This is a genomic window from bacterium (assembly GCA_021372535.1).
GTDB lineage: Bacteria > Latescibacterota > Latescibacteria > Latescibacterales > Latescibacteraceae > JAFGMP01.
In genome coordinates this window covers 1-15067 of record JAJFUH010000149.1, presented here as the reverse complement: position 1 = coordinate 15067, position 15067 = coordinate 1, and the positions used below count along the sequence as shown (strand labels likewise).

Annotated in this window: 10 protein-coding genes and 1 tRNA gene; 3 read left to right on the top strand and 8 right to left on the bottom strand. The window is 48.0% G+C overall.

Translation table 11 applies throughout. The features are described from left to right. Positions 1 to 170: 170 nt before the first annotated feature. Together LLG96_13055 and LLG96_13050 are read left to right on the top strand one after the other, a co-directional pair. On the top strand, positions 171 to 1490 hold the full coding sequence (locus LLG96_13055; protein MCE5251138.1) for a hypothetical protein: 1320 nt from the start codon (positions 171 to 173) through the stop codon (positions 1488 to 1490). A gap of 127 nt (positions 1491 to 1617) precedes the next feature. After that, positions 1618 to 3192, top strand: coding sequence for a family 10 glycosylhydrolase (locus LLG96_13050; GenBank protein MCE5251137.1), 1575 nt, complete (start codon positions 1618 to 1620; stop codon positions 3190 to 3192). A gap of 109 nt (positions 3193 to 3301) precedes the next feature. On the opposite strand, the gene LLG96_13045 is transcribed toward LLG96_13050, so the two are convergent. The 3 genes from LLG96_13045 to LLG96_13035 all read right to left on the bottom strand — a co-directional run bounded on the left by LLG96_13045 (position 3302) and on the right by LLG96_13035 (position 6851). Then, a tRNA-Glu gene (locus tag LLG96_13045) sits at positions 3302 to 3377 on the bottom strand. 388 nt (positions 3378 to 3765) lie between these two features. Further along, positions 3766 to 5214, bottom strand: coding sequence for a hypothetical protein (locus tag LLG96_13040; protein MCE5251136.1), 1449 nt, complete (start codon positions 5212 to 5214; stop codon positions 3766 to 3768). Between the two features lie 17 nt (positions 5215 to 5231). Continuing rightward, positions 5232 to 6851, bottom strand: a complete 1620-nt coding sequence (locus tag LLG96_13035; GenBank protein ID MCE5251135.1) for a hypothetical protein — start codon at positions 6849 to 6851, stop codon at positions 5232 to 5234. A gap of 304 nt (positions 6852 to 7155) precedes the next feature. Here LLG96_13035 and LLG96_13030 point away from each other — a divergent pair, with 304 nt between their 5' ends. Further along, a complete protein-coding gene (locus LLG96_13030; protein MCE5251134.1) occupies positions 7156 to 8403 on the top strand; it encodes a DUF4159 domain-containing protein in 1248 nt (415 codons plus the stop codon). 113 nt (positions 8404 to 8516) lie between these two features. Here the strand turns inward: LLG96_13030 and LLG96_13025 are convergent, their stop codons facing one another. From LLG96_13025 to LLG96_13005, 5 genes are all read right to left on the bottom strand, one after another. After that, complete coding sequence (locus LLG96_13025; GenBank protein MCE5251133.1) at positions 8517 to 9662, bottom strand: tetratricopeptide repeat protein; 1146 nt, start codon at positions 9660 to 9662, stop codon at positions 8517 to 8519. Positions 9663 to 9674: 12 nt separating this feature from the next. Continuing rightward, positions 9675 to 11801 carry a rod shape-determining protein MreB gene (gene mreB, locus LLG96_13020; GenBank protein ID MCE5251132.1) on the bottom strand — a complete coding sequence of 709 codons (2127 nt, stop codon included), beginning with the start codon at positions 11799 to 11801 and terminating at the stop codon, positions 9675 to 9677. A 266-nt stretch (positions 11802 to 12067) separates the two neighbouring features. Beyond that, positions 12068 to 13228 (bottom strand): tRNA 2-thiouridine(34) synthase MnmA, encoded by a 1161-nt coding sequence (gene mnmA / locus LLG96_13015; protein ID MCE5251131.1) that lies wholly within the window; start codon positions 13226 to 13228, stop codon positions 12068 to 12070. Positions 13229 to 13258: 30 nt separating this feature from the next. Then, on the bottom strand, positions 13259 to 13630 hold the full coding sequence (gene nifU, locus LLG96_13010) for a Fe-S cluster assembly scaffold protein NifU (GenBank protein ID MCE5251130.1): 372 nt from the start codon (positions 13628 to 13630) through the stop codon (positions 13259 to 13261). A 189-nt stretch (positions 13631 to 13819) separates the two neighbouring features. Further along, positions 13820 to 14977: an IscS subfamily cysteine desulfurase gene (locus LLG96_13005; protein ID MCE5251129.1), complete on the bottom strand. Its 1158-nt coding sequence runs from the start codon at positions 14975 to 14977 to the stop codon at positions 13820 to 13822. Between the last annotated feature and the right edge of the window lie 90 nt (positions 14978 to 15067).

The following is a 15067-nucleotide window of genomic DNA, read 5'->3' as shown; positions in this document are numbered from 1 at the left end:
CGTCAGCGAAGAATATACTGAGAGAAGAGGAGTAAATATAAATGTTTGATCCGAAAGGAGTTATTCGAACTCGATCATCACGCTTCGTGAGGTGTATGCTGGCTCTTTTATGGACGTTATTATCCGGGTTGAATCATGAAGTGTATAGTGAAGTTACACGAGATACGTTCATGAAATGGGACAGGAAGAAACTCCTCTTTAAAACCGGTGTCGTAACGGACAGTTCGAAAAAAATGCTCGAAAAACCAGAAATGTACGCCGGCGACAATTCTTTTATCATGGCAGTAACGCCTCCGATCATAGACTTTGCGCCCGTACGCAATCTCAATCCCTATTTTTTCCCGAAGGATAATCCCGGTCTCTGGTCGGTCTGGGGTATCGGTACGGTCGGTCCGGATGAATGTTTCTACTTCGCTGTGGGGAGCCATCAGACTAGAGACGGCAATGTATATATTGTCAGGTACGATCCCGTACAAAAAGAGCAGTACATCGTCGTAGATTCTGCACAGAGGCTCGGCTGGCGTCAGGGTGAGTTCATCGATGGGAAGATACACGGCGAACTCGGAATTACCCCCGACGGACTGCTTACCGCCGCAACATATTGGTCGGTGCCTCCCGAAGACCTTTCGGACCGGAAACAGTACGGCGGCGGTAAACTATTTACATACAACGTATTTACAGGGGAGTTCAGAAATCTCGGAGTTCCTTTTATCGGTGATTCCTACCCCTATTTTGGATTCGATACCCGGCGGGGAATTTTTATCGGCGCGACGCATTTCTATTATTTTTTAGCATACGATATACGGGCTGAAAAGACGCTGTATGCCGGGAAACCACCCGACGGGATGCAGTGGGAGAGCTGCAATGCTCTTCTCGATAGTAATACCGGGCTGTGGTATGCTACCGACAGCTCGACAAAACGCGCGAAAGAGAGTTCCCATCTCATGGAATACGATCCGGTGCTCAACCGTTTCAGGAGGTTGTCCTGTCAGATTCCGTCTCATCCTGTGACCGGTGAAAATGATATAATGCGGGCTTACACCACCTGCAGAATGTCCGATGGCGCCTTTTACTGCATGGATTACCGGGGAACGTTTTTCAAATTCTGGCCTGAAAAGGAAAAAACGGAACTTATCGGCCTTAACTGGGGACCGCAAGGAACGTATGTCACGTGCATCGCGGCAAATCCTGGCTCACGGTACCTCTATTACATCATCAGCGGTCACGGGCGGGGGTTTGAATGGGGTGCGCCGGTTATTCAATACGATACGGTATCGAATACCAAAAAAGTGCTTGCATTTCTTCACCCTTACTATCATGAGAAGTACGGTTTTGTGAACGGCGGCTCATACTGTTTCACTCTGAGTCATGACGGTTCAACGCTCTATATCGTTTTCAACGGCGCATTCGGTGATGTGGAAGATAAAGATACCTTCGGGAATCCATGCATCATAGTAGTCCACATACCCGAGAGTGAGAGAGCGGAATGACAACATTGTCTGTAGAACATGATATGCCATGGAGTTCGTAATCTGTTTTATAGTGATATAATTTCAACTCATCTGGACAAAAACCGGTTTTGCATATAATTCTATACCCGTATGAGGAGTTTTCATCATGATCCTGAAGAAACTGACACAGGGTATCGTGCTCATATGCTGTACAGCGCTTCTGGCCGGTGGTTGTGCAGCGCTGAGGCAGGGTACTGCATCACGTGAAACGGAGAAAGTGCCTGCCCCGCATCGTGAATTCCGTGCGGTGTGGGTCGCCACAGTCGCCAATATCGACTGGCCGAGTGCGCCCGGCCTTTCCACCGATGATCAGAAAAGGGAAATCATCGCGATTCTTGACAAAGCGCAGAGCATCAACCTCAATGCCATAGTACTGCAGATTCGTCCGCAGTGCGACGCATTCTATCAGAGCGCAATCGAACCGTGGTCCTATTACCTGACCGGAGTGCAGGGCAAAGCTCCCGATCCCTTTTATGACCCGCTCGCTTTCTGGATCGAGGAAGCTCACAACCGCGGGATGGAGCTCCATGTCTGGTTCAATCCCTACCGTGCGCATCATCCTGCAGCAGGAGAAATCACCGAATCTTCCGTTGTCAGAACCCACCCCGACCTTGTCAGGCAACTCAAGGGAGGATACTACTGGCTCGATCCGGCAAAAAAGGGGACGCAGGATCATTCATTCGATGTCGTCATGGATGTAGTACGCCGTTATGACATCGATGGTGTCCATTTCGATGACTATTTCTACCCATATCCTTCCTACAACGACGGTGAGGATTTTCCCGACGACGACACCTGGGCGGAATACCGTGACCGGGGCGGCAAACGTTCCCGTGAGGACTGGCGACGCGATAATGTCAACCGGTTTATCGAGCGAGTGTACAAGGCCATTAAAAAGGAGAAGCCCTTTGTCAAATTCGGCTTGAGTCCGTTCGGAATCTGGCGACCCGGTTATCCCGAATCCATTCGTGGTTTCGACCAGTACAATGTTCTCTATGCGGATGCGAAGCTGTGGCTCAACAGAGGCTGGGTCGATTACTGGACCCCCCAGCTTTACTGGGCAACAAACCGGATACCGCAGAGCTACCCGGTACTGCTCGGTTGGTGGGTTCGTGAAAACACCCGGAAGCGCAACCTCTGGCCGGGTTTATACACAAGCACCGCCCGTGATGAAAAGGGTGTCGATGAAATCATCAACCAGATCATGATCACCCGTGGTTTTGTCCCCGGGGGTCCCGGCAATGTTCACTTCAGCATGAAAGCCCTGCTCGACAACATGGGCGGTATCGCCGATTCGCTTGCAGCGGGACCGTACCGTGCGCAGGCGCTTGTACCGACCTCGCCGTGGCTCGATAACAGAGCTCCCGCAGCGCCTCATGTTACAACCGCGCTCGAAGGAGTGAATCAGGTTATCTCATGGATGCCGGGCGATAAAGAAGCGGTTTTTCGGTGGATTGTGTATATAAAAAAGGGGGATTCATGGAATTCCGTGATTCTCAACCGTAGCGACCGGAGTTACTCGTTCTCCGCCGTATCAGACAACGGATTGGCCGATGATAAACAGGGCGGAGAAAAATCTCCCGGAATTACCGGTAAGGTGAGCTGTATCGCGGTTTCCGCTGTTGACCGCACGGGAAATGAAAGCCCACGGACACTAGTGAAATTCGACGGTTTACCATGAAGCTTCCGATCAAGCAATGACCGGACGATGAATAGGGATTTGTCCGTTCAGACGGCAGATTGCACAACAAAAAACCACCGATCAAGGCCAACCGGTGGAAAAATGACTCTGGCGTCCCCTAGGAGAATCGAACTCCTGTTGCAAGGATGAAAACCTTGAGTCCTGGGCCACTAGACGAAGGGGACGCAATTTTTCATAGACTATAAATATAAAACATTGAATTCGCAACGTCAACATGAAAAACTATTTTCTGGCAATCCCCCCATTTTTTTCTTGTCTCTTTTAATATGATACTTACCCTTGAGCGCCTCCTTGATGCGATGCGATGCAGCGAAAAGGGAAACACGCCCCCGTGAAAAGTTTATGTCACCATTCTCTTTCGATTTTCGTAAATTGCCTTTTATCGGGATTCGCGGTTCAGAAATTATGTACCTTCGATTCGCCTGATCAGAATAAACCGCCTGATGTTATAATAATAAAGTAACTAAAACTGAGTGCAAACAATTGCTTAGTTGATTCTGTCTGCATAAAAAACCCGCACAAGTACGGGATATTATTTTTCAGGGTATTCTGTTACCAGCCGAGGAATATCTTTACAAACGTCGTCGAGGATTTATAATTCTCAAATTCCCGTGTCGTTTCAGTAAATTTTATCTGATCAAACCTGATACCTGTTGTGGCCCAGATATCATATCCGAAATAGGTCACACGGTTCTGGAACTGGAGCATGTACGTTTTCCCCTGGTAATCGTTCTCGCTCTGTACATGATCCTTGTGGTCCAACTCGAACCATGGTATTCCCTGCAATCCGAGCTGTATGTCCGTTCGGGGAGAAATGTCATATTTGAACATGAAAAGGGGAATTCTTGTCACATAGTAATCTCCGGGACGAGCAATGTCATTCCGGTCTTTCTTGTAAAAACGGAATTTCACACCGGGTGAAAATGTCCAGTTTCCTAACTTCTTCGTATATATGGCCTTATTAACCATGGCGAGCGTCTTGATGTTATCGGCAGGCTGATACGTGTTATTGTACATTACTCCTTCGATCTGCTCGTTATTCTCCAGCTTGACATGATTCTCAAGTGTGATTGCCGGAACAGCCCTGATCACCGAATCAAGCCATAGACGGTTTACCGTGGAGTTCTTGTACTCGAGCTCGTCGTAATAAAGTTCGCGGGTAAATCGATAGATAGTACAAATAATACCGGGTTCCTGGTAATTTTGTTTCATTTTTGTCGTAACCTGCATATACTGATCCCGAATATCGTCCTGTATCCGTTCGTACCGGTATTCCGCATAGAGCTTTCCGATAGTGAACACATCGTAGTTGACGAACAGCTTGAAGTAATCGTCGTTGGTTCTGTTATCACGGCCTACTCCGCCTGTCCTGAACGATCCGGCGATCAGGTTGACACTTTTAATCGGTGTATATCTCAGTATTATATGATGTCCCTGGCGGTCCAGGTCATAAGGCGTATCAAGCTTCATGTCGTCTTCGCGAAAGTCCGGAATATTATTGTTATTGTAGTCGTTTCCGAAAACGAATTCATCGTTGTCGGAGTCGAACATGAGAAACGGCTCTTCGTAATCGGGAATATCGTTGTTGTTCTTGTTGTTGTCGGGGATACCGTCATTGTCGGCATCATTGCCCGGGAACACACCATCAGGGTCTTCGGCTGAAATAATATTGTATCCCATCGCGTTCTGCTCGACCATGGTGTCGGGATACTGGTCATTATCGTCATTATCCTCAATGAGCGGCAACCTGACAGTGTAATTTCTGGTGTTGATCGCTGAAACGGCATAATCATGAGGAAATTCATAATAGTAATCCATGTAAGGCCGATAAAATTTACCCATTTTGAACAGCTCTGCCGCAAGTCCGAACCGCCTCCAGTCTTTCTGGGCGGTGAAATAATAGGCTTTATCGTTCTGACTGAACCTGTGACCGGTGCGGGGTGTCTGCCCGCTCACAATAGCTGTCGGAAAGCCGGTTCCGGGAACTTCATCAGGATACATATAGTGGCTGGAATTATTTACGATTTCGCCGGTAATTTTAAAACCGTGGTAGTTGAAGTTAAATCGATTCCATAGATAATGCTGGCGACCTGAACACCGAAATCCAGCGTCAATGTCGTGACGTTAGACTTGTCCTTCACGTTGCCTTCGGCCTGCGCCATGGTTTTCCAGTATGTTGCATCATAATACGTTTTGATTTTACCCGAGGTATCGTGCCCGCCGGGTGATTCCGCGGTGTATATCAGGGCTGTCTGAATATTATAGTCATTCGCCACGGTTATCTCGGCTTCAACACGGTTGACATGATCCTTTATATTGGTAAGATCAAAGTAGTATACAATACATTTGGTACCGCTGGCCTGAATTGTGCTGTTGGCGGGATCGACAAACGTCAGGTACTTGTTTACCAATTCCAAATTGATACCATCCTTGATGTTTTTGGGGTTTGAACCGGCCAAATAGTCCCGCATATAGAAATAATCGGCATACTTGGGTATGCTTCCCTCGATACCGAGAAAATCATATTTGGGAGATCCGATCATTGCCGAAGCAGGCGGGGCAAGATAATCTCTTTCGTATGTTTTTTTCAGGGCAGTAGTACGGTCGAGGGTAATGTCATCGAGTAAAACGGCTGGAATGATATCAGGACGATATTTACCGTCTACTTTGAGTTTCACATCATACACAATCGGGCCGCCTTCATTGTCGTCCGGAGAATCGTCCATAACCCGGATTCCGACAACGAGGGGCGTCGGTGTATAGTTACTCGCCGACCCGAACCAGTCGTCGCCTCCTTCGCGGTTTCCCTGGACGCCGTATTCATTAACGTAGGATGCGCCGACAGTGAGAGCCCCTAACTGGCGCTGAATGTATCCACCCCTGAGGAGCACACCACCATTTGTTACAAGGCCTGTGTTTTTGGCGTCTGTTCCCGAATAATGCCCAAACGAGGGCGAGCGAAAATAGGGGTCGGTATTGCTGTGCCATGACCACCACGTTCCCAGAAGGGAACTGCTGATAACAGCTGCCTTTGTGTTTGCAGACTGGTAATCGAGCCTCATGCCGTTCATATTGGGAAGACTCAGTGTGAGGGGACTGAACTTGGTACGGAGTGCGCGGGCGCCGATTGCGGTAAACGCCCAGTCATTGGTCGATTCTTTAGCAACCCAGACACCGTCGATATCGTTTGTTGTCATCGAGTTGATAAACTTATTGGGCGTCTCAACATAAAATGTTCCGTCACCTTCGTATGTTTCATGCCAGATATTCGCGTCTCCTCGCATTCTTACGATTCTGTCGCCGAACTCGTTGTACGACCACCTGAGACGGCGTTCTTCCATGATGTTATAATTCTCGTAACACATGAACGAATAGTTCTCGTAGCGGTCCTCCATCTCATAGAATTCATAACCCCAGCGTTTGTATAACTCATAATTTGAACCGAAACTCCCCAGAAATGACTGGTTCTTGGTTTCCTTGAGTGTCATACTGATTGCATTCAGGCGTGCCTCGGTTGACATGGAAAGCCAATCCTGTTCGGTCAGCTTGCGGAGCTCATAAATGTTCTGGGCATAGAGGGGCAAATTCAGGAAGAGTGAAGCAGATAATACAATTACAACACAAAGCCAGCGTTTCATGGCAAAAGTCACCAAAAAAACTATTTGAATATGATAATTATTCCTTTTAACATATGCATATAATTTAAAACAATAATATAAAAAAATATAAAAAAGCAAGCAAAAATTTGAAAAATTTTTGTGAAACATGGATTATTTTCCTTTAAAAAAACGTGTGCGCTCGTGCAGCTTTTTAAAAAACAGTGTCTGATATTATTTTCATTTTTACGGTATCCGATATAATATATATTATGTGAAAAAGCTGATATGCTGAAAATGGGACGTGCGGTATATGGAGTCAGTATAAGAAGGGATGGTGATAATCATGTCTGATACGGGAATGCCGGTTTCGCGGTTCAGCGGTCCATCGGATATGATTGATTTACGGAAACTCGAACGTGAGACCAAAAAAATATTTTTCCTCGGATTTCTCGTGGCAATTCTGGCGAACGCCGCAGCAGGGGCATACTTTCTGTTCCGGAAAACCGAAATCAGAGTAGTAAAACCGCCTATGATAGAATTCATCTATCTCAAACCGAAAATCAGACGAGTGATAAAGGTTGATAAAAAATACACAGGTACAAGGGTATTACGCCGTCAGGTAATTCATCATCAGAAACCGTTTGTTGAAATCAATCCAAAGATTGTATCCTCACCGGTATTTCCCCTGAACCTCCATGAATTCAAACCCGATATCGAAATTATATCATCCGTTTCTCCCCTCATAAACAGGGATTATATCATCGAGTCGATGGTATTGAAAGAACCGGAAAAACAGATTTCGATGAGGGATGAGATGATTTCCATGGAGGATCTCGATAATGGCCGTTACAAGGCAATGGTTATTCAGAATCCGAATTCAAAGCAGAATATCAGGGGATTTATATATATTCCCACTGTCTGGGGTGCACAGCTTAAACCGCCGGATAACCTCAAACGCGCATTTTTGAACCTCGTGGAAGCTGTCAACCGCTATACAGGTATCACTGCCCGGTCTGATCCTCATCTGCTCCTCGACTGCCGTACACTACTCGAAATGCCTTTTGTGTACATTACGACTGACAAGGCGTTCGAACTTACGGAAATCGAGCGGAGAAACTTCGGCGAATACCTCCGGAACGGTGGATTCGCTCTGCTCGATAATGGAAGCCCGGGATATGATTACAGTCAGGCGGAAGCCTCCCTGCGGCAGATGGTGCGTGATGCTCTCGGTTCGAATGCCCGTTTTCTGCCGATACCCAACTCACATCCCCTGTACCACTGTTATTTCGATTTCGATGACGGGCCTCCGCTGGGATCTGAAATAATGATGGAGTCGACAACATCAACCGCTATACAGGGGGAAACCGCCCGGAATGCAACGATGCCTGAACCGGTGAACTATCTCGAGGGAATATGGATCGATAACCGACTTGTCGCTATCTATTCCGACAAGGGGTACGGAAATAAGTGGAGATATTTATCGAACAACGAGCCGCAGCTTAAAATGGGTGTCAATATAGTGGTGTTTGCACTAACACAGCATGGTGGCATAGCGCAGCAGAAAATGGATCTTTTCTCCGCGGTCCGATGAACATGTCCTCTATTTATATATCTACAATGAATGATATCATCATGGAAACCATCGGATGATCTTGATGGCGGTTAATAACATCCATAGTAAAGCGCGCAATTCTTACTATATACTTACGGATTCGGAAGCACTGCAGAGGCATGGTAATTATCAAGCCAGTTTCGTGCATTCGTGTTTTCCGGCTCGAGAGCGAGGACTGTTTCCATCCGGACGGCTGCTTTCTCCTGCTGGCCGTTTTTCGACAGTTCAAGACCGTATGCATAGAGGTACAGTGGGTTGTCCGGCTCACAGGCAGCCGCGATATCAAAATAATAGAGAGAGAGACTTTCCTGCCCGATTTCCCCGTACGCCAATCCTAAATTGTATGCTACCCGTGAATCCGTGCTATCGGTAGAATAGAGGTCGTTGAGGATTTCCGCCGCTGAGACATAATCTTCCGATTTCATGAGTGCGGACGCCAGATTGTAGCGGGCATTGTAATCATTCGGATTTCTTGTCGTCAGGTACCTGAGGAGCTGTACTGCGGAATTGAATTCACCGACCGCGATATAGGCCTCAGCACAGTTGTAAATACTCTGTTGTCCGTTGGGTGATTCAGGATCGATTTTGGTATAAAGATCAATCGCCTGGGGGAATCCGCCATCGAGCATGTAGAGGTTCGCGGTCATGAATTGTATCAGGGGATTCTCAGAATCGAGGGCAAGCGCTTTTTTGAAATATTCGAGGGATTCGGTATTACGCCCGTCGATAAAGAGCGCGGTTCCGAGATAGAAGTGTATCTGAAGGTCATGTGGAAAAGCCGCTGAAGCCGCTTTCAGAGGCTCGACAGCTCCGCTGTAATCCTTCTCGTCATAACGGATCAGGCCGACATATTTCTGGGCTTCCGCTGTCGATGTGAGTTCGAGAGAGCGGAGAAGGGTTTTTTTTGCTTCGTCACGGTTTCCGATGTAATAGAGCGATATGCCTTTTTTCACGTACAGGTCGTTGACATTTTTAAGGCCAAACAGCTCGGCCTTATCGAAGTTCATCAGACACTCGTAGAAGTTGCCTGTATAATAATTGACAAGGCCATACAGGTAAAAGGGCTCCGGTTTTTCAGGATAATATGCCATAATACCCTTGATCTGTTTTTCCGCCGAATCATACTGCCTGTTTTGGATAAGTACTTCGACATGGTGTATTCTTGTTGCGTATTTGGCGGATGAACACCCTGATAGAACAAGAATTACGGCGAGTATGGTCATTATTATTGAACGCATATTCTGCCCCCTTCAGAGCTTTTGATCCTCAATATCGTCGACAAAAAATTTCGCGTAGAATTTGAAATCATCAAGCATTCGGCCCGCACCTTCGACAGCCGCTTTTTTAGCATTGGGAGCAATCCGTACTTTTATTCCGGAACGTTCGGTTATGGCCGAGTTAAGCCCGGCAAGGAGAGAACCGCCGCCTGTCAGGGTCATTCCCCGGTCGACAAGATCACCGGACAATTCCGGCGGGACATTTTCAAGCAGCTGCATAATCACCTTGAGCATGGAATTGACAGGTTTTGAAATCGCCTCACGGATCTCACCGGTATTGATATACATGGTTCTGGGAATGCTCTTCTCGATATCCTGTCCGCGGATTTCGAACCGTTTGTCACGGCCGATTTTGTATGCCTGCCCGAAATTAATCTTGATCCATTCAGCAGTCTGGTTTCCGATATAAAAATTGTGCACTTCCCTGAGATACCGGACAATGGCATTATCGATAGCATTACCGCCGATTCTTTCCGATTCCATGCCAACTATACCGCTGATAGAAACGACAAGCGCCGAAACCGACCCGCCCCCTATATCCACAAGCATGCTTGCCTTGGGAATATCCACCGGCAGCCCGGAACCGATCGCCGCAGCCAGCGGTTCATAGACAAGATGAACCTCACGGGCGCCCATCTCCTTGATGAATTCCTGGACAGCCCTCTTTTCCACATGGGTGAGTTTCGGGGGAATGGTCAGAACTACCCCAGGCCGTATAAGGATGGTCGACCGTTTGGCCAGTTTGATAAATTCCTGAATCAGGAGCTTGACTTCATTGTAATCGGAGATTGCTCCCGATTCCATGGGAGCAACGATATTGATACCCGAATGCGACCGTCCCAGCATCGCTTTCGATTCATACCCGAGTGCAACGATTTTCCCCGTGGTTTCATCGAGACTCATGAGAGAAGGCTCATTGAGCACAACTCCACGGCCTTTTACAAAGATTCTGGTATTGGATGTACCGAGATCGATTGCGATTTTCGACCATGTACTCGCTTTAAAGCTGAAGAATCCATCCGAATCTTTCTGGGTATCCGATTCAACCCTTTTGACTTTATCAACAACATAAATGGACGGATCGACATCCATCTGAGCAGATTCAACGACCCGGGTATTGTAAGTCTTGCTCATGCGTTTGACCTGGCGCTGAATAATGTCCCTGATACCCTTTGAATCGGTGTTGTTACCGAGCAGATATGGAATGATTGTAAAAAGCTCCGTTGTTGGCCGGGCTTTCGGGGCGTTGATAATATAGGGAATTTCGGAGGAAAGGGATTCACGGATGATATTATCGAATGAAATACTTCCCGCATACTGTATATCGATATCGAGATACTGTTTAATGACTTCTTTTATTCCCCAGCCGAGTTTTGTCTCTTCGGCCTTCATGATCATATTAAGTATGAGAAAAGGCTTGAATGTCTGCTGAAATTCTCTGAACTCATCGATACTGGCCGGCTCGATTTTTTCCATCTCTTCCAGGACGCTTTTAAGTTTAATAATCCCACCATCGAGATTCGGGACTTTTGCCTTTTCGAGAACACCCCATAACTTTTTCTTCGAATGTATGATCGAATGGAGCTTTCTGAAAACGCAGATTCTGATGAAATTGAATGCGCTCTGAATCGATGGCGATTCCGGTGTGGTTATAATGATATGGTCTGTTGCGCCGATGAAAAAGTCGATGATGTTGTACGAGGTTCCCGCTCCGAGATCGAGGACGATATGATCGGCATGAAGTTTTTCAATATATCTCATCAGCTTGAGTTTCTGGGTATACCATGGATTGGCCGATCCGATAATACCCCCGGCGCCGCTGATGAATTTAAGGTTATATACGGATGTATCCAGAAGAATTTCATTGAGATTCTGAACGTCACCGCTCAGGAAGTCCATGAGAGTCTGCCGGGGATATTTTATTCCGAAGCCGGTATGAAGGTTTGCGTTTCCGAGATCAAGATCGATGGCTATGACATTATGCCCGAGTTCGGCGAGGATTATCGACAGGTTGGTTGCAAGAAGACTTTTCCCGACCCCGCCTTTCCCGCCGCCTATCGCCCAGATTCTCTGCCTGTTTTCCGATACACCTGTGTTCATAATTTCCTGAAATGTGGATCACCGTGGGAAGGATTTCATTATATAAAATTTTATAAAGAGCTTAATCTCCAGTATATTATATATTTTTTACACAGATAATCAATATATATTTTTTCGCATCGGCATGTTAAATCCTTAATATTTCCGGCACCATGCTCTCAATAATACCCACAGCGACCCATATGAACCGTTTTATAACCGGTTGTTACCGATAGAAAGGGATTGAAAAAAACATATAATACTTTTTTATTTATTGAACAGCCTTTTTACGCTGACCGCTGCACGACCGTATCGATGATTCCGCCGCCGAGAACAATTTCACCGTCGTAAAAAACCGCACTCTGCCCCGGCGTTATCGCCCGTTGAGGCGATGCAAACGTGACCTCCGCGCCATCCGGAGTGAGTCGGACTTCTGCCGGTGATCCTTTGTGACGGTATCGTATACGTGTTTCGCATCCGAAAGCCTTCCCGGGCGGAAATCCCCTTATCCAGTTCAACCCGGAGACCGTCATCGAACAGGAGAGGAGGTCTTCGCTTTCACCGATAGTGATTGTATTGGTGTTCGCATTCACAGCTGTAACATAAACGGGATGTCCGAGAGCTATGCCCATTCCCCTCCGCTGCCCGACTGTGTAATATGCAGCGCCGCGATGTCTGCCGATTACGGCGCCGGAAGTATCGAGAATATCACCTTCAGTGAGCGAATCGGGTAATTCGCCTTTGACAGCCGAACGGAGAAAACGGGCGTAATCGTTGTCCGGAATAAAACATATTTCCTGGCTTTCCGTACGTCCCGCCGTTTTTAAATTTCTGGAGAGAGCCTCCCGGCGAGTTTTTTCCTTGGTAAAATGGCCAAGGGGAAAGAGGGTGGATGCCAGGTTCGGCGAATCGAGCCCCCATAAAAAATAGGACTGGTCTTTTGCACGATCCATTCCCGTAAGGAGGGAATATGTGCCATCGGTGTAACGGGCGATGCGGGCATAATGTCCGGTGGCGAGAAGATCGTATCCGATGGCGTGTGCCTTTGTTCTGAGTGTATGCCACTTGATGGCGGTATTACAGAGGACACAGGGATTTGGTGTGCGCCCGGCGCAGTATTCCGATATGAAATTCCCGATAACGATACGCTCCATTTCCTCGCGCATATTGAATGTGTAATGCGGAATTTCCGCCTGAGCCGCAACCGATCTTGCATCGTTGAACGTGGAGAGATCGCAGCATCCCCGTTCATGACCGCGTCCGCCGGAATGATCGAAATCCCACAGCTTCATGGTCAGGCCGATTACATCGAAACCTGCTTCCTTCAGCAGAATTGCGGCAAGCGAGCTGTCCACTCCGCCGCTCATCGCCACAGCGACTTTACGCGACGGGTAATCGCCGGGATGTAAACCTGAAAGCACGGTGAAATCATGCATGGGGAACGGCATGCTCCCTGAATAATGTCAGATCGGTGTTTTTTATGCCTTGTGTTTTTCTTTGTAATCCCGTATGGCGTCATGAAGGGCATCCGCCGCGAGATTGGAGCAATGCATCTTCGCCGGAGGCAGGCCGTCGAGGGCATCGGCAACAGCCTGCTTGCTGATTTTTTCGGCTTCATCCAGGGTTTTGCCTTTGACCATTTCGGTAACCATCGATGATGTCGCAATAGCGGCACAGCACCCGAAAGTCCGGAATTTCGCCTCCTCGATGATACCATCGTTCACCTTTATCTGGAGTTCCATGACATCTCCGCAAACGGGATTCCCCTGTTTTCCGATCCCGTCCGGGTTTTCGATTGTCCCGACATTGCGGGGATTTTCGAAATGCTCCATCACTTTTCCCGAATACATTATAACCTCCTGATTACTTTGCCTTTATTGTCACAGTCGATATTATGCTATGTCCTGTCTAATCCTGGGGTATTTGACACTGTTGCTCGGGCGAATAAATAATGATACTCATGTTTTATCGTAGATGCCGAAACAAGTCCGGCATGACGTCCTCCAGTGTCATTGATCCCCGAAGCAATAACCTCCCTGTCAGACAGCCCCCGAAATACTCCTGAGCCGCTGCACAACAGGGGGAAGGACTTTAAGAATATGATTGACTCCCTCGTCCGTATTTCCCCATCCCATGCTGAACCGGAGGGAACTCTGGGCAACTTTCGGCGCCCGGCCCATTGCGACAAGCACATGCGAGGGTTCGACCTCACCTGTGGTGCATGCCGAGCCGGTGGATACCGCAATTCCTTCGAGGTCCATGCTGAAAAGAAGCGCTTCGCCATCCACGCCGGGGAACGATATGTTCGAGGTTCCCGGGAGCCTCGGGACATCACGCCCGTTGAAGAGAATATCCGGGATTGTTTTCTCGATACCGGTTTCCAGCCTGTCGCGGAGAGCCGAGAGGTTCATGGCTTCTTCCGACATGTCTTTCATCGCAAGCTCGGCTGCTTTTGCGAGAGCCACAATCCACGGCACATTCTCGGTTCCGGGACGGATTCCACGCTCGTGACTTCCGCCGTACGTAAGCGGGGTCACCGAAATACCCTTTTTGATATAGAGAACTCCGATTCCTTTCGGAGCGTTAAGCTTATGCCCCGACAGGGACAGCATATCGATTCCCATTCTTTTTACATCGATGGGGATTTTTCCGGTTGACTGGACGGCATCGGTGTGGAATAGAGCCCCCGCATCATGGGCGATCTGTGCTGCCTCCCCGATATCCTGAAGCACGCCCGTTTCGTTGTTGGCGTGCATGATGCTGACGAGAGCGGTTCCGCCGTTTGCGTGCTCCTTCAACTGATCGAGATCAACGCGGCAGAAACCGTCAACATCGAGGAACGTGACCGTGAAACCCTCGCGCCCAAGTTTTGCGGCCGTTTTGAGAATCGCGCTGTGTTCGACTTTCGATGTGATGAGCCCCTTTCTGTCTTTCGGCGCGGACATCATGGAGCCTGCAAGCGCTATGTTGTCGGATTCGGTTCCGCATCCGGTAAAGTAAATCTCGTCGGGTTCGGCGCCGATAAGACGGGCTATCGTTTCACGGCTCTGTTCAATTGCATGACGGGCTTCACGGCCGAAAGCATGGGCGCTCGAGGCGTTGCCGTAAAGCTCCGTAAGGTATGGCAGCATGGCTTCAACAACTTCTGGCCGGACCGGCGTTGTGGCGTTATTATCGAAATAGTACCGTTTTTTCATGATGGTTCCCATATCTGCCCCGATCTGTTTACAAGATTTGATAGAACGCGGATTTGCGCGGATCGGGCGGTTTTCACGGATTTTGTTTTT